At 43.2% G+C, this 16259-nt stretch carries 15 protein-coding genes; 5 read left to right on the top strand and 10 right to left on the bottom strand.

Going from position 1 to position 16259, the window contains the following annotated elements:
• The gene (gene oxyR, locus JO943_RS10015; RefSeq protein ID WP_004773664.1) at window positions 1-906 is read left to right on the top strand and encodes a LysR family transcriptional regulator OxyR; all 906 of its coding nucleotides are present in this window, start codon (window positions 1-3) and stop codon (window positions 904-906) included.
• Between the two features lie 54 nt (window positions 907-960).
• Here the strand turns inward: oxyR and dusB are convergent, their stop codons facing one another.
• The gene (dusB, locus tag JO943_RS10020; RefSeq protein ID WP_202740694.1) at window positions 961-1986 is read right to left on the bottom strand and encodes a tRNA dihydrouridine synthase DusB; all 1026 of its coding nucleotides are present in this window, start codon (window positions 1984-1986) and stop codon (window positions 961-963) included.
• A gap of 82 nt (window positions 1987-2068) precedes the next feature.
• On the opposite strand from dusB, the gene JO943_RS10025 reads away from it, so the two are divergent.
• Both JO943_RS10025 and JO943_RS10030 read left to right on the top strand, forming a co-directional pair.
• Window positions 2069-3277 carry a DUF1615 family protein gene (locus tag JO943_RS10025; RefSeq protein WP_199950088.1) on the top strand — a complete coding sequence of 403 codons (1209 nt, stop codon included), beginning with the start codon at window positions 2069-2071 and terminating at the stop codon, window positions 3275-3277.
• Window positions 3244-3918 (top strand): HAD-IB family hydrolase, encoded by a 675-nt coding sequence (locus tag JO943_RS10030; protein ID WP_202740695.1) that lies wholly within the window; start codon window positions 3244-3246, stop codon window positions 3916-3918. Before JO943_RS10025 ends, JO943_RS10030 begins: the two co-directional genes overlap by 34 nt.
• Window positions 3919-3945: 27 nt before the next feature.
• On the opposite strand, the gene proB is transcribed toward JO943_RS10030, so the two are convergent.
• The 8 genes from proB to uvrB form a co-directional block, all read right to left on the bottom strand.
• Window positions 3946-5079 carry a glutamate 5-kinase gene (gene proB / locus JO943_RS10035; RefSeq protein ID WP_005231634.1) on the bottom strand — a complete coding sequence of 378 codons (1134 nt, stop codon included), beginning with the start codon at window positions 5077-5079 and terminating at the stop codon, window positions 3946-3948.
• A 15-nt stretch (window positions 5080-5094) separates the two neighbouring features.
• Entirely contained in the window at window positions 5095-6312 is a 1218-nt protein-coding gene (cgtA, locus tag JO943_RS10040; protein WP_202740696.1) for an Obg family GTPase CgtA, read from the bottom strand.
• 195 nt (window positions 6313-6507) lie between these two features.
• Window positions 6508-7188, bottom strand: coding sequence for a hypothetical protein (locus tag JO943_RS10045; protein ID WP_202740697.1), 681 nt, complete (start codon window positions 7186-7188; stop codon window positions 6508-6510).
• Window positions 7188-7931, bottom strand: a complete 744-nt coding sequence (locus tag JO943_RS10050; protein ID WP_005231637.1) for a hypothetical protein — start codon at window positions 7929-7931, stop codon at window positions 7188-7190. Before JO943_RS10050 ends, JO943_RS10045 begins: the two co-directional genes overlap by 1 nt.
• Window positions 7932-8067: 136 nt before the next feature.
• Window positions 8068-9525, bottom strand: coding sequence for a glyceraldehyde-3-phosphate dehydrogenase (locus JO943_RS10055; protein WP_005231638.1), 1458 nt, complete (start codon window positions 9523-9525; stop codon window positions 8068-8070).
• A gap of 255 nt (window positions 9526-9780) precedes the next feature.
• Complete coding sequence (gene rarD, locus JO943_RS10060) at window positions 9781-10725, bottom strand: EamA family transporter RarD (protein ID WP_202740698.1); 945 nt, start codon at window positions 10723-10725, stop codon at window positions 9781-9783.
• 103 nt (window positions 10726-10828) lie between these two features.
• Window positions 10829-11413 (bottom strand): lipocalin family protein, encoded by a 585-nt coding sequence (locus JO943_RS10065; protein ID WP_005231640.1) that lies wholly within the window; start codon window positions 11411-11413, stop codon window positions 10829-10831.
• Window positions 11414-11532: 119 nt separating this feature from the next.
• On the bottom strand, window positions 11533-13557 hold the full coding sequence (gene uvrB, locus JO943_RS10070) for an excinuclease ABC subunit UvrB (protein WP_005231641.1): 2025 nt from the start codon (window positions 13555-13557) through the stop codon (window positions 11533-11535).
• Between the two features lie 177 nt (window positions 13558-13734).
• Here uvrB and JO943_RS10075 point away from each other — a divergent pair, with 177 nt between their 5' ends.
• Window positions 13735-14529 carry a hypothetical protein gene (locus JO943_RS10075; RefSeq protein ID WP_199973504.1) on the top strand — a complete coding sequence of 265 codons (795 nt, stop codon included), beginning with the start codon at window positions 13735-13737 and terminating at the stop codon, window positions 14527-14529.
• A 37-nt stretch (window positions 14530-14566) separates the two neighbouring features.
• On the opposite strand, the gene JO943_RS10080 is transcribed toward JO943_RS10075, so the two are convergent.
• The gene (locus JO943_RS10080) at window positions 14567-14746 is read right to left on the bottom strand and encodes a hypothetical protein (protein ID WP_005231643.1); all 180 of its coding nucleotides are present in this window, start codon (window positions 14744-14746) and stop codon (window positions 14567-14569) included.
• A gap of 213 nt (window positions 14747-14959) precedes the next feature.
• Between JO943_RS10080 and JO943_RS10085 the strand changes: the two genes are divergently transcribed.
• On the top strand, window positions 14960-16195 hold the full coding sequence (locus JO943_RS10085; RefSeq protein ID WP_032874352.1) for a pyridoxal phosphate-dependent aminotransferase: 1236 nt from the start codon (window positions 14960-14962) through the stop codon (window positions 16193-16195).
• Window positions 16196-16259: the final 64 nt, after the last annotated feature.

The following is a 16259-nucleotide window of genomic DNA, read 5'->3' on the forward strand; positions in this document are numbered from 1 at the left end:
ATGGCTGCATTACCCTCATTAAGACAGCTATCATATTTAGTTACGTTGTCAGAAACTTTACATTTTACTGAAGCAGCGCGTCGTTCCTTTGTCACCCAGTCGACGTTGTCTGGCGGCATCATGGAATTAGAGCGCTTATTAGGTGGCGTCTTAGTTGAGCGTGATCGTCAAAACGTCCGTTTAACACCATTAGGTGAACAGGTGGTAGCGCGTGCGCGTGTATTGCTTGCCGATGCTCAGGATTTGATGCGCTTAAGCCGTGAAATGAGCGAACCGCTCACAGGTGATTTGCATCTTGGTATTATCCCAACCATTGCACCCTTTATCCTGACGCAGCTATTGGAAGAAGTGCATCAGCAACTGCCAAAAATTCAGCTGCATTTACATGAAGCGCAAAGCGAGAAGATTGTAGAAAAGCTGGAACATGGCAATCTGGACATGATTGTATTGGCGCTTCCTTTCGATACACGCAGCCTTAAAGTTGCCGAAATCGCGAAAGAACATTTGTTCCTGGTGTACAACAAAAAAGATACCAATGCGGCAAATGCAAACTCTCTCGATGACCTTGATTTATCACGTCTGATGTTGCTTGAAGAAGGACATTGTTTACGTGACCATGCTTTAAGTGCCTGCCCGGTCGGTGAGCGTAAAAATGATCACCGCTTAAAAGCAAGTTCATTGCCAACACTGGTAGAAATGGTATCGTCAGATCTTGGGTTTACCCTGTTACCTGAGATTGCCTTGAAAAACAGCATGATTCACTTTAATGAAGACATTGATGTGAAATCAATCGAAGCTGCACCAAGCCGTACATTGGCTTTAGTGACTCGTAAAAGTACGCCGTTACAAAGTGAATTTGATGTGATTCTGCAAATTCTGCAAAAAATCACGGCTCACTTAGAATAATCAAATAAAAAGCCTGTAATTGAATTACAGGCTTTTTTATATCAACAAGAATAATTATTTGATATCCAGTAAATTGACCTGTTCAACCTGCACATCACTCATTCGCTGCCCCTGATCCAGTAATTGATCAAAGTAACTCTCAACGACTTTTGCCTGATCTGCGGTATTTTCTACTTTGTACATGTTCTGGCGGAACTCGTTACTTGAACGTAATCCTTTGGTGTACCAGGCAATATGCTTACGTGCAATACGACAACCCGAATATTCACCATAGAATGCATACAGTTCAGTCAGATGTCCCAATAACACTGCTTTGACTTCTGCAATATCTGGCGCGGCGAGATGCTCACCGGTTTTGAGGTAATGGGCAATTTCCCGAAAGATCCATGGTCGGCCTTGAGCAGCACGCCCGATCATAATGGCATCTGCACCGGTGTAATCCAGCACATATTTGGCTTTTTCAGGACTATCAATATCACCATTGGCAATCAATGGAATATCAATCAGCTGTTTCACCTGCTTGATCAGTTCATAACGTGCCGTATTTAAATACATATCCTCACGGGTACGTCCATGTAAAGCTAAGGCAGCAATTCCTGATTCTTCGGCACGTTTGGCCACACGTAAAATATTTTCATGACCATTTAAAAAGCCCAAACGGGTTTTCAAGGTGACAGGCACATCAACGGCTGCAACCACGGCATCCAGAATACGGGCGACCAGGTCTTCATCTTGTAATAAGGCCGAACCTGCCAGTTTATTGCAGACTTTTTTGGCCGGACAACCCATATTGATATCAACAATTTGCGCCCCATTTGCCACCTGATAACGTGCCGCTTCCGCCAGTTGTTCAGGATCAGAACCCGCGATTTGTGCAGAAATTGGCGCAAGCTCACCGTCGAAATTCGCCCGATAAAGGCTCTTCTTGCTCATGCGCAAAGTCTTGTCTGCAGTCATCATTTCACTGACCGCATGTCCTGCACCAAAGTACTTACAGAGTGTTCTAAATGGTCGGTCTGTGACGCCGGCCATTGGGGCAACGATCAAATTATTTGACAGTTGATATGAACCAATATACATATATTTTCTTACAATTTCTGACCAACATAGTATACTTCATTCGCCCGTTCGGCTCATCTTTTTGTGCGGTGTTGTCTTCATTATGAACAAATCTGTTTCGACTCGTCCTCTACTCAAAACATTTAGCCTGTTGGCAATCAGCATAAGTTTAACGGCTTGTGGGGATAGTTCATGGTGGTCAAATAGTAAAGAGCCTGAAATGAAGGCAGAACAGATCAAAAAAGTTCTTCCACCACGGGTAAATAACCGTGAATCCTGGTCGCAAGATATTTTTGATATCATGCAACAATTAAGCATTCCAAAATCCAAGCAAAATGTATGTAGCATTGTGGCGGTCGTGGATCAGGAATCTAACTTTGTTGCCGACCCTGCTGTCCCAGGTTTAGGGCAAAAAGCAGTTCAGGAAATCAATACCCGACTTAAAGAGAAATTTGAAGCCAAATTAGGTGAAACCATTGGCGGCACGGTGGCAGGATATTTTGAAGATGTGTTGAAAAATCAGCCCTCTCCTGAAAATAATTACATGAGCCAGATGCGCAGGGTAAAAACCGAACGTGAGCTGGATTTGCTTTATCGTGAAATCTTTGACTATATGTCCAAGCATTATCATGTCAGCGCCTTAACCGGTGCTGCAAAATTAATCGGCCAGGACATTGGCGAGAAAATGAATCCGATCACCACGCTGGGTTCGATGCAAGTACATATTAACTATGCCAAAGAGCATAAACGTCAAAGTGGCAATATTGCAGAATTGCGTGATGATCTGTATACCCAATACGGTGGGTTATATTATGGTATTCATCGCCTGATGGAATATTCGGCGGATTATGACAAAGCCATTTACCGCTTTGCAGACTATAATTCGGGCATGTATTCCAGCCGTAATGCTGCTTTCCAAAAGATGCTTGAAGTCATCCAAGATAAAGATCTTGATTTAGATGGTGACTTATTACTTTATAATAAAGATGGTAATCCGCAATCCGCCCTGAGCCAGTCAGAAAAAGAAATTATTGCTGCATTTACCAGCAATCGGGTGCTGGTCACGCCACGTCAGATCCGTGCGGATTTAAAGAAAGAAAAAGAGAGAAAATTTGAAGATACACAGACTTACCTAGCGGTTCAAAAACTCTATCAAACTAAAACCAATAAAGAACCAATTTATGCAATTATGCCAGAGGTGGTTATTTCAGGACCTAAACTCAGCCGTGATTACAATACCAATTGGTTCGCAAGTCGTGTAAATGGAAGATATGAAGCATGCATGCAAAGAGCGAAACGTATAAAACTATAAATCTTGCCTTATTTGATTTTGATGGAACACTTTATCCCAAAGACAGTTTTACGGGATTTATTTTCTTTGCGCTATCAAAACGCCATATTGTGAAACGAGGCCTGAAAATCCTGCCGTGGATTCAGGCCTACTATTTACGTCTCTACCCTGCGCATGCCATGCGGCCACGTCTATTCGAAACTATGTTTAAGGACACACCGATCGACGTTGTGGAGAAATTAGCACAGGAATATACTCAAAAATTATTCAAAAAATTAGATCCGGATTTACTCAATCAACTTCGACAACACCAACAACGCGGTGATCATGTAGTACTGGTCTCCGCTTCGGTTGATCTTTATCTGTTTCCAATCTGCGATATGCTCAAGATTGACGTAATCTGCACCCAGACCGAAATCAAAGATGGTCTGTTAACAGGAAAATATCGCTCCGAAGACTGTAGTTGCGAACAGAAGAAAATCCGCATTTTAGAAATGTATAATTTAGATGATTATCATGCGGTTTATGCTTATGGCAACAGTGAAGAAGATGTAGAGATGCTTTCACTGGCAGATTACCCTTATATGATGGGCGAACAAAAAGGATTACCCGTCCTGGATGCCAAATACGCAAAATCCGTCGACATAAAAAAGCCCGCCTAAAGCGAGCTTTTTTTTATCGATGGTCATTTAATAAATGGCCATATGGTCCCGATGAATCATTTCTAGCGAACGTGCTTCACCTAACACCTGATAGACTTTTTCTGATGATAAACCTTTGATCATTTCTGCCGAACGTGAACTGAAGTTGACACGTCCAACCGCAATACGAGCACCGTTTTTATCGACGCATTCCACCACATCACCACGATCAAAATGTCCTTCAATCGCTTTTACGCCAACTGGTAATAGACTGCGGTGTTTGCGCTTGATCGCTTCAACCGCACCATCATCAATGACTAAACGCCCTGCCGTTTGCAAATGCGCGGCCAACCATTGCTGATGTGCCGTGACACGGTCATTGTCTGTGGTAAATAACGTGCCCAGCATCTCGCCCGCCATCAAACGTGCAAGCACATTGTCACTTTCACCACTGGCAATCAACGTTGGGCAACCTGATCTCGCCGCGAGACGTGCGGCACGGACCTTGGTGACCATACCGCCACGACCCAGCACACCACCGCCACCTGCCATTTCAAACAGGCTATCATCAAGTGCCCGAACAGCTGAAAACAGTTTCGCATTCGGGTTACTACGTGGATCGGAATCAAACATCCCCTGCTGATCTGTCAGGATAATCAGTAACTCTGCATGCACCTGACCCGCAACCATGGCCGCTAAAGTGTCATTATCACCAAAACGGATTTCATCCGTAGAGACGGTGTCATTTTCATTAATCACCGGAATCACATGCCAGTCAATCAGGTTCTGCAAAGCGTCACATGAGTTGAGGTAACGACGACGATCGGCAAGGTCATCATGCGTGAGTAAAACCTGTGCGGTCTGGATACCATGTTGATCAAGCACACTTGACCAGGTATGGATCAGGCCCATTTGGCCAATCGCCGCACAAGCTTGCAAACTGGGTAGATCGGTGGGTCGACTCGCAAGTTTCATGCGTACCATCCCTTCTGCAACTGCACCTGAAGACACCAGAATAATCTCATGTCCGGCATTGTGTAGATCTGCAATCTGTTTCGCCCAGTGCGAAATTGCATTTAAATCTAGACCTTGCCCATTTGCAGTGAGTAAAGATGATCCGATTTTAACAACGATTCGTTTACACGCATTGAGCTGACGTTGCCCATCGACCACTTCTATCATTTTTCCCTCGGTTTACTAGTCACGAATGTAGATACTTTCTACATCGCCTTCATCCTCATCGTCATCAAAGTCTTCGTCATCGTCCAGACCAGCTTCACGCTGAGCTTTACGCATGGCACGATAGGCTTCTTTAGCTGCGATGGTTTGTTCACGTGTTTCAGCCTCAAGCTGCTCACGGAATGCTTTAACTTCTGCTGCGTATTCTGGATCTTCAACTTCGCGTTCACGTTGTTGTTCGATTTGATCCATTAAATAGTACACCACCTCTTTGGTGCCTTCAGACATCAAACCAGAGGTTTTAAATACAGGGCCTTGCCATTGCAATTCATCCAGAATGTGCTGACACCACTCTTCTTTAGATTCTTCTGGAAGCTGGTCAAGTTTGTTTAAAACCAGTACCACTGGAAGTTTTGCCAAGGTTGGTGAGAATTTAATCAACTCACCCAGAATCGCTTTGGCATTATGGGCAGGATCTGAACCATCAATCGGTTGAACATCAACGATATGCAACAGGATACGGGTACGTGCCAAATGCTTAAGGAAGCGAATCCCTAGACCTGCACCTTCTGCCGCGCCTTCGATCAGTCCTGGAATATCCGCCATCACAAACGAACGGTGACGGTCGGCATCGACCACACCTAGGTTAGGTACCATTGTGGTAAACGGATAATCAGCAACTTTTGGTTTTGCCGCACTGACTGCACGGATAAAGGTCGATTTACCTGCATTCGGCATACCCAACAAGCCAACATCTGCGAGCACTTTTAACTCTAGACGGACTTCGCGGTATTCACCTTTAATCCCGTGTGTACATTTACGCGGGGAACGGTTGGTTGACGATTTAAAGTGAGTATTGCCTAAACCGCCATCACCGCCTTGGGCAACTTTGACACGTTGACCATCAGCAACCAGGTCACCAATAATGTCGCCAGACTCAGTATCAACAATGGTTGTACCGACTGGTACTTTTAAAATAACGTCTTCACCGCCACGGCCTGAACAGTTTGCACCCGAACCATTTTTACCGCGTTCTGCGCGATAACGACGGGTATAACGGTAATCTACAAGTGTGCTGGTATCATCATCCGCCTGGATGTAAATACTTCCGCCACGTCCCCCATCACCGCCATCCGGGCCACCGAAAGGGACAAATTTTTCACGGCGAAAACTGGCTACGCCATTGCCACCGTCGCCAGCCTCTACGGTAATGACTGCTTCATCAACAAAGCGCATGTGCCAATCCTCTGAATTCTTTAAAACGGGGTATTTTGCCACATTTTAAGAAAATTCTCGAATAGAAAAATCAGCAAATTGATTTTTTTAAATTTATTCTGGGTTGAATATTCAAATTGAACAATTCAGCACCGAAAAATATCAATTTAGGCAGAAGATTTACCGCCTGATTTTTTAACAACTGGAAAATATCGATTACGGTTTTACATTTTTTAAAGGTAAGGCCATTTGCATATCCAGATTGGCTTTGGTCTGCTGTACCGAGTTATACATGATGGCATCAAAAGATGAAATTTTACTCATATTAATCGCATCATTCATATAGAAGCTGGGTTTAAACTGATGTTTGACCGGTAAGTTAATTGTTTCATCAAAGGCAAAATGCACCGGACCATCGAATACGATTTTTACCGGTACGGTATAGGTGCGTTTCAATTGAAATGGGATGTCCAGCTTTACTGGAATATTCAGGCTCAACGGAAATTTCGGTAATAATTTATTTTGATAGATCAGATCGGTATTGGTCTCAATCGGTACCACATCATCAACTTTCAGAACCGTTTCATAGTTAATATCGACGGTAATCGGCGTTTCAACTTCAAAACTAAGATCAGCCAGATATTTACCTGATAAAGGCAAGCTTAAACTGCGATCAATATCCAGCACAGTATCCAGTTGGCCTTGTGACTTGGCGCTTAAATGATCCCCGACCTGAATTTTAGTAGCTAATGATTCAGGCAAGCGAATATCCGCCTGCTGGGCAGATACAATTAATGAAGCCTGAATATTCAGATAAAACCAGAATAAGATCGCCACCAAGGTCGTCACGATCACAAAACTGATCAGCATACTTTTTATTGACTTGGTGATATCCACTACTCACCTACCTTGACGTCAGTTGGCGTTGCGGGTTCATCAACCGCTTGGGTTTTTACACGTCCCAGATACATGCTGGATAGAGGAATCTTGAGTTCACCCTGCGCAATTTTGACAGGCAAGGTATTTTTCACATCCACAGAAGCATTCAGTTCCGAGGTAATCGGTACATTTAAATTGCCTTGAATGGGAATATTGGCATTCAGTTGTGCTTTTAACGGAATATTTAAATTTTCCTTGAGCACTGTGCGCACTGGCGCATCAAACTTCAAATGTACCTTTTGTTGTAAAGGCACCTGAATATCAATCGGCACATCCAGTTGCAAAGGAATCGAGCCTTTTAAAGGCAACGTCACGTCCTTACCCAGAATTTTAACCTGTACCTTGGTATCGATCGGCAAACTTTGATTCACCTTGATGGTTTCTTTGACAGGAATGGTGGTACTGATCGGAACCTGACTATCAAAGTACACCCGTGGCGTCAGGGTCTGGGTCAGCGGTACATTCAGTTGCTCGTTAATTGGAATCTTGGCATTTACCCGCCCGTTCACATCGACATTAAGCGCATCTTTCACTTTGACGCGAACTTGCAGCGGCTCTTGCAGATCAATCGCCACATCCTGATTCTTTAAGGGGATATAAATATTAAAATGCTTGAACACCCACATTGCGATATACACACCACACAAGTTGGCCACCACAATCAGAGCAAATACCACGAATAAACGTCTAAACTGCAACAATGATCTATCCTTTGTTTAATTATGTCCCTTTTCCTGCATTTTCATCGATTTTTATGTTTTATTCAGCATATATTCTGTACAGTCATTAAAAAAGCCCAGTTTAAAACCGGGCTTTTTTTATTGCGATGCAAACAAATTATGCATTTGTTTCAGCAGGAACTTTGGTATAGCTTACGCCACACATTTGTTCAGCAATACGTAATACCTGACAGCTATAACCGACTTCGTTATCGTACCAAACATAAGCAGTTAAGCGTGTACCAGAAGCGATGGTTGCTTGCGCATCAAACACACCTGCTGTACGTGAACCGATAAAGTCACTTGATACCACTTCAGTTGAGTTGGTATAACCGATCTGACCTTGTAACTTCGAGTTGATCGAGATTTGACGAATGTATTCGTTCACTTCTTCACGATCAATTTCTTTCTCTAAGTTTAAGTTCAAGATGGCAAGCGAAACGTTTGGTGTTGGAACGCGAACAGAGTTACCTGTTAACTTGCCTTTTAAGCCAGGTAAAGCTTTCGCAACCGCTTTCGCAGCACCAGTTTCAGTGATGACCATGTTCAACGTTGCAGCACGGCCACGACGGTCAGCTTTATGATAGTTATCAATTAAGTTTTGGTCGTTTGTGAAAGAGTGAACGGTTTCAACGTGACCATTCAATACTTTGTATTTGTCGTCTAAAACTTTTAATACAGGGGTAATTGCGTTGGTTGTACAGCTTGCAGCAGAGATGATTTTGTCTTCATCCAGGATATCGCCGTTGTTCACACCAAATACAACGTTCTTCATTTCGCCTTTACTTGGAGCTGTTAATACAACACGTGCAACGCCTGCACATTGTAAGTGTTGGCTCAGGCCTTCAGCATCACGCCATTTACCGGTATTGTCGATCAAAAGTGCATTTTCGATACCGTACGCCGTGTAGTCCACTTCGCTTGGGCTTGATGCATAAATCACTTTGATGAACTGACCATTGGCAATAATTGCTTCGTTTTCTTCATCTACAGAAATCGTGCCGTCAAAGGTACCGTGAATAGAATCACGACGTAATAATGAAGCACGTTTCGCCAAGTCACCATCAGATGATTTACGCACAACGATAGCTTTAAGGCTTAAACCACGTCCTAAACCAGACTGGCTGATGATTAGACGAGCCAAGATACGACCGATACGACCAAAACCGTAAAGTACAACATCTTTAGGCGCGCCAGCAGTTGGGTTACCTTGAATTGAAGCAACAGCGTTAGCAACAAAAGCGTCTACATCACCGCCTGCATTTTTATATTCAACCGCAAGTTTACCGATATCCACTTCAGCAGAACCGATGTTTTCAACTTTCATTAACGCTTCCAGAATCGGGAAGGTATTCACCACAGAAAGTTCAACATCAAGCATACGTGTACGACGATGCGTTTTTAAAATCTGGATCACTGAACGGTTAATTAAAGAACGGCCGTAAACAGAAACAACAATATTTTTCTCACGGTATAATTGACCGATTAAGGTAATCATACGTTCCGCGATTTCTTCACGGTTTTTCCAACGACCTTGGTGTTCTGCGTGTAGGGCAATGATAGTGTCTTTGCTCACTGTTACGTCCTCTAATTTATATATACTGGGCGTGAATTTTTAAAACGCCATAATTGTAATAGAATTATCATCAAGATTGAATCAAAAGCTGCTCAACGAGCTAAGATTTTGTCCTAATTGACTATAAATTCATAAAATACCTATAATTATTTTTGTGAATTTAGGTAAAAATCTTTTTCTTTCATCATAATAGCTGTGATTTACATCACAACCATAACAGTTTTACTGATAATTCCTGTCGTATTCGCGGATTTTTTAGCTCTTATCGTTCAAATCGACGCGTTTCGAATACTGCTGCAGATTGAGTGCCAACTGTTTTTTACGCTGATTTTGCTGATAAAGATGGACTGCTCCCTCAATCACCAATACCAGCACCGCTAACCATATGGGGATATAAGTTAGCCACTCTTCTGCGCCAATTTTCTCTCCCATGACCAAAGATGCCAGTGCCAGCAGTACCGGTTCCAGATAGCCCAACAAACCAAAAATAATCAGTGGCAAATAACGGCTGGCCAGAATATAGCTGCCTAGACCAATGGCACTTAATAATCCCAGACCGATCACGACAAGAATCAGACCGGGATGTTCGAGAAACTTGGCAAAAGAAGCATCGCCAGTTTGGGTAAAGAAGATGGCGACCGGAAGAATAATCAACAGATCCCACCAGAAGCCACCCAGGTTATCTGTCTGGATTTTTTTACGCAGAATAAAATAGGCTGCATAACCCAGCGCAACAAGTGCAGTTTCCCAGGCCATGCTGCCTAGACGCCAGATCTCATGCCCCACTCCAAATACCGCAAAAGACACAGCGATATACTGGAATTTAGACAGTTTCTCTCCGTACAGGAAACTTCCAGCAAGGACCAATACAAGCGGTAAAAGAAAATAACCTAATGACACCTGCAAACCCCGTCCATGCATCGGTGCCCACAGGAACAGCCATAACTGCGCTGAGGTCAGGACCGAAGTGGTCATTAGAAAAAGTAATAAAATCGGCTTTTTTAAAATTCTTTTAAAGATGGTTTTGATATGGATCAAATCGCCAGTCAACCACATAAACAGGGTTAAAACCGGCAAGGTCGCAATAATCCGCCAGCCAAAGGTCTGCTCGCTGTCCAGTGCGCCCAGCAGTTGGGTATAAAAATATAACACCCCAAATGTAATAGAAGCCAAAACTGAATAAGCGATACCTTTAACCACTTTGAACCTCTACATGGGGAAATTTAAAAAAATACGTGATTTATCCACTATCTAAAAATAAAAAAACCATGCATGCATGGTTTTTAAACAAGTCTATCTTATTCTAACGATGTTCAGGATAAATCACATCACTAATATTATAGCCCAGTGATTTCGCATAATTTAAATATTCATGAATGGTGTCTTTATGGGGGTTCGGTGTTCGCGACAATACCCATAAATATTTACGGCGCGGCTCTCCTACCAGTACGGTTTGATAATCATTATCCAGTTTCAAAATCCAATAATCGCCACGTGCCATCGGCACCCAGCGCACCACCTCAGGTAAAAAACTGACCCGTAACTTGGTATTAAATGGTGCATTGGCAACAAAAGCTTCACCCACACTTTGCTGTAGATTTCCTTCACTGTCATAGCATTTATTATCAACCACAATATTGCCATTTTCATTGAGGGTATAAGTGGCAGTAATGTTATAGACACACTTTCGCTCAAAGAACATCGGTTTTCGGGCGACTTCATACCAGACACCCAGATATTTATCCAGTTCTACTTTTTCAACAGTCGGTAAAGGTTTTGCCTGTGCATAAGCAATGGTCCCAACCGCTAACCCAGTTAAAACCACCCCACCCACTGCAATCTTTGTTAAACGCCAACTGGCTTTCGGGAAATTCTTAATCAATGGCATGAGAAATCCTCAAAACAAAATTTGTTATCAATAGTCATATACTTAGCACTTCAAAATAGCCTATTTAATAAACAAAAACTGTTGCGATATGTATCACTTTTGAGGGTTTCTCTGCGCAATTAAGATTGCAACATGTGTGCTTTTAAACGCACAATTTCATCACGCAATCGTGCTGCCTGCTCAAACTGTAGTTCTTTCGAGGCTTTCAGCATTTCCTTTTCCAGTTTGCTGATATGTTTTGCAAACAGTTTTGGATCAGACAATAAATGCCGTTCATCCGCACTGATCGCTTGCGCCTGCTCAAGTACATTTTCATCAATTTCTTCATCAGTCAGCACTTCACCGGTATCAATTTCCTTAATCGCCTGACGGACTGCACTACGCGGGGTAATGCCATGTGCTTCATTAAACTCGATCTGCTTGTTCCGACGACGTTCGGTTTCATCCATGGCCTTACGCATGGAGTCGGTAATCCGGTCTGCATATAAAATCGCTTTACCCTTCACATTACGTGCAGCACGCCCAATGGTCTGGATCAATGAACGCTCTGAACGCAGGAAACCTTCCTTATCGGCATCCAGAATCGCCACCAGAGAAACTTCGGGCATATCCAGACCTTCACGCAACAAGTTAATCCCGACCAGTACATCATGCACGCCAGTACGTAATTCATGGATAATCTTGACCCGTTCCACCGTATCAATATCCGAATGCAGATAAGCGACTTTAATCCCATACTCTTTGAGATAGGAGGTTAGATCCTCTGCCATACGTTTGGTCAAGGTGGTCACCAGCACACGTTCATTCAGCTGTTTACGAATATTGATCTCGGACAAGACATCATCGACCTGGGTCAACACCGGACGTACTTCAATCTCGGGATCAATCAGCCCTGTCGGACGAACCACCTGCTCCACAATTTGCTCGGATTTTTCCAGTTCATAATGTGCTGGCGTTGCGCTCACAAACACTGTGGTCGGAACGATCCGCTCCCACTCTTCGAATTTCATTGGACGGTTGTCCAAGGCGCTCGGCAAACGGAAACCATAATTGACCAGATTTTCTTTCCGTGAACGGTCACCTTTATACATTGCACCAATCTGAGGTACCGTCACATGCGACTCATCAATAATCAGCAAGGCATCTTCGGGCACATAATCAAATAAAGTTGGCGGCGCCTCACCTGCGGTACGACCAGACAAATGGCGTGAATAGTTCTCGATCCCGTTGGTATAACCGAGCTGTTGCATCATTTCCAGATCATAACGGGTCCGCTGCTCAATACGTTGCGCTTCCAGTAATTTGTCATGATCCTTGAAAAATTTCAGCTGGTCTTTCAACTCATCTTTAATGGTATCAATGGCACGGGTTAAATGGTCCTTCGGCGTAACATAGTGACTTTTTGGATAAATCGTTACCCGCGGAACTTTACGTACCAGTTTTCCGGTCAATGGATCAAACCAGCGAATCGAATCGACCTCATCATCAAATAATTCGACCCGAATTGCATCCTTATCCGATTCGGCAGGGAAAATATCAATAATTTCACCGCGAATACGATAAGTACCGCGCAAGAATTCCAGCTCATTGCGGGTGTATTGCATTTCCACCAGACGGCGAATAATGTCATCGCGGCTGACCCGATCACCTTGCACGATATGCAACAGCATTTGCATATAGGCATTTGGATCGCCCAGACCATAAATCGCAGAAACCGAAGCCACGATAATCGCATCACGGCGCTCTAATAAAGCACGCGTTGCTGACAAGCGCATCTGGTCAATGTGATCATTGATCGCCGAATCTTTTTCAATAAAGGTATCTGAGGATGGCACATACGCTTCAGGCTGGTAGTAATCGTAGTAACTGACGAAATACTCTACCGCATTGTTCGGAAAGAAGGCCTTGAATTCACCATACAGCTGAGCTGCAAGGGTTTTGTTGTGTGCCATCACAATGGTTGGACGTTGGGTTTGGGCAATCACATTGGCCATGGTATAGGTTTTACCTGAACCGGTTACCCCAAGCAGCAACTGATTACGAAAACCCTGGTTAATACCACTGACCAATTTCTCAATGGCCTGAGGTTGATCGCCCGCAGGTTGATAATTGGTGACTAACTCAAAAGGCTGGTTTTCGCTCACAAGCTCATTCCTACACTAAAACTTAATCTCTATTTATGGGGGAAAATGTTATTGATTTAAAGTGTTGCATCGATGATTTTATGAAATCTTTTGTGCCATGCAATTTGGTAGATTTTACTTGACCATCTGCCTAATCAACTGCAACATGAAGTTATACTCGATTTCAATGGTAAAAATATGTCTTACCAATACCACGACGAAACAATTGTAACGGAACTCCCAGAAGATACGGTCTTTGTTTTTGGCAGTAATCTGGCGGGTATACACGACAGCGGCGCCGCCCGTGTTGCAGCACAACACTTTGCAGCAGTCACAGGGGTTGGTCGTGGTTGGGCTGGACAAAGCTTTGCAATACCCACCCTGAATGAACATTTACAACAAATGCCACTCGCCCAGATCGAGCATTATGTGGATGACTTCAAAATCTATGCCAAGAACCATGCAAAAATGAAATACTTTTTGACGGCTTTAGGTTGTGGTATCGCCGGCTATAAAGTCTCTGAAATCGCACCATTATTTAAAGGCATCCATTCCAATGTGATTTTCCCCGAATCATTCCGTCCTTATATTGAAGAAGATGCGGTTTCACAATTTCCCAACTTAACCGCAGCCACGGTGCAGGCCTTTATTAATGATGAAGTAATTTTCTACTTCAATCATGGTTATGAATCTTTTGAAGAGGCACTGGATAAAACCAGTTTAACGGCAGCCGAAAAAGCCATTGCCCTGGTAGTTTTAAATGAAGAGCTTTATCCACGTGACCGCTATGGTCGTGGCCGTGAACATGAAATCAGCGATATTCTTGGCAAGCTCAACGGCAAGATTTTTAATTTCCATGACAAGTCGGAAGGTGCAATGATTTTTGTCAGTGTGATTATTGCCTTGATGGAGCTTTACGATATTGATGAATATGATTTTATCAAGCTGTGGCGTGGTGAACTAGAAATACAACATCCATTAAATCGCCATTAAAAAACAAAAAAGCCAATCAGATTGATTGGCTTTTCTCTTAACGCTTCCCCATCGAACGACGTGTGCCGCGTGGTGGCATCCAGGTACGATCTGCGTATTGCTCAGGTTTTGGACGAACCTGATTATGCGCCGCATCTTCAGAATCATCCTGAGCAGATGGCATCGGGAAGGGTAATTTCACTAAAGCTTTTTTTGCTTTAGGTTGCTGGGTACTCATTGAAATTCTCTCGAAATCTAGATTTCTAGCCGCTATTGTAATGGATTTTTAGGCATTTGATAAAAATAAAATATGTAAAAAAATAGAAAGCCTGCAAGAACTAAATTTTGGTAACTTTTTATGCGATTAAGGCAAGTTTCGGCCACAATGAAGTCTAATTAGGCTAAGATAAGCTGCTTTTTATTTTTTAATCCCATAAGAAGGAATAATGCCGTGGACGTACGTCTCTCTGATCGTGTCAATGCTATCAAACCGTCCCCTACACTTGCAGTAACCAACAAGGCTGCTGAGTTAAAAGCTGCAGGTAAAAACGTGATTGGTTTAGGCGCAGGCGAACCAGACTTCGATACACCTCAACACATCAAAGATGCTGCCATTGAAGCCATTAATAAAGGTTTCACCAAATATACAGCGGTAGACGGTACTCCAAGCTTAAAAAAAGCAATTATTGCAAAACTTAAACGCGATAATAATCTCGATTATCAAGCCAACCAGATTCTGGTGTCTTGTGGTGGTAAACAAAGTTTCTTTAACCTTGCACTGGCTTTGTTAAACAAAGGCGATGAAGTGATTATTCCTGCGCCGTTCTGGGTCAGCTATCCAGATATGGTAATCATTGCGGAAGGTACACCTGTTATCGTGAAATGTGGTGAAGAACAACGTTTCAAAATCACCCCAGAACAACTAGAAGCGGCAATTACTCCAAACACACGTTTAGTGGTCTTAAACAGCCCATCGAACCCGACTGGCATGATCTACAGCAAAGCTGAACTGGAAGCTTTGGCTGAAGTATTACGTCGTCACCCACAAGTATTCGTTGCCTCTGATGACATGTACGAACCAATCCGCTGGGAAGATGAGTTCTACAACATTGCAACAGTTGCGCCAGACTTATATGACCGCACCATCGTTTTAAATGGTGTGTCTAAAGCTTATGCAATGACAGGCTGGCGTATTGGTTACGCAGCGGGCCCTGCAAAAATCATTGGCGCAATGAAAAAAATCCAGTCCCAATCAACGTCTAACCCAACTTCAATTTCACAAGTTGCGGCTGAAGCAGCATTGAATGGTCCACAAGACGTTTTACAACCAATGATTGAAGCATTCAAACGCCGTCATGACTTAGTGGTTAATGGCTTAAATGAGATCAAAGGTATTTCTTGTTTACCTGCTGATGGTGCTTTCTATGCCTACGCCAACATCCGTCCATTGATTCGTGCCAAAGGTTTAAAATCTTGCACAGAATTCTCTGAATGGTTACTTGAAGAAACTGGTGTTGCCGTAGTTCCTGGTGATGCATTCGGTTTAGGCGGTTTTATGCGTATCTCTTATGCAACTGCGGATGAAGTGCTGGTTGATGCCTTAGCGCGTATCAAAAAAGCAGCTGATTCAATTGAGGGCGTAGACGCTGCCATTGCCTCAATCGAAGCTGAAAAAGCGGCAAAATAAGTTCTGCTGTAAAAAAAAGCTTCCAGATGGAAGCTTTTTTTCTATGTGATTCTTTTATCCAGAT

This window comes from Acinetobacter sp. 'aerobic (ED)' (assembly GCF_904886855.1).
GTDB lineage: Bacteria > Pseudomonadota > Gammaproteobacteria > Pseudomonadales > Moraxellaceae > Acinetobacter > Acinetobacter courvalinii.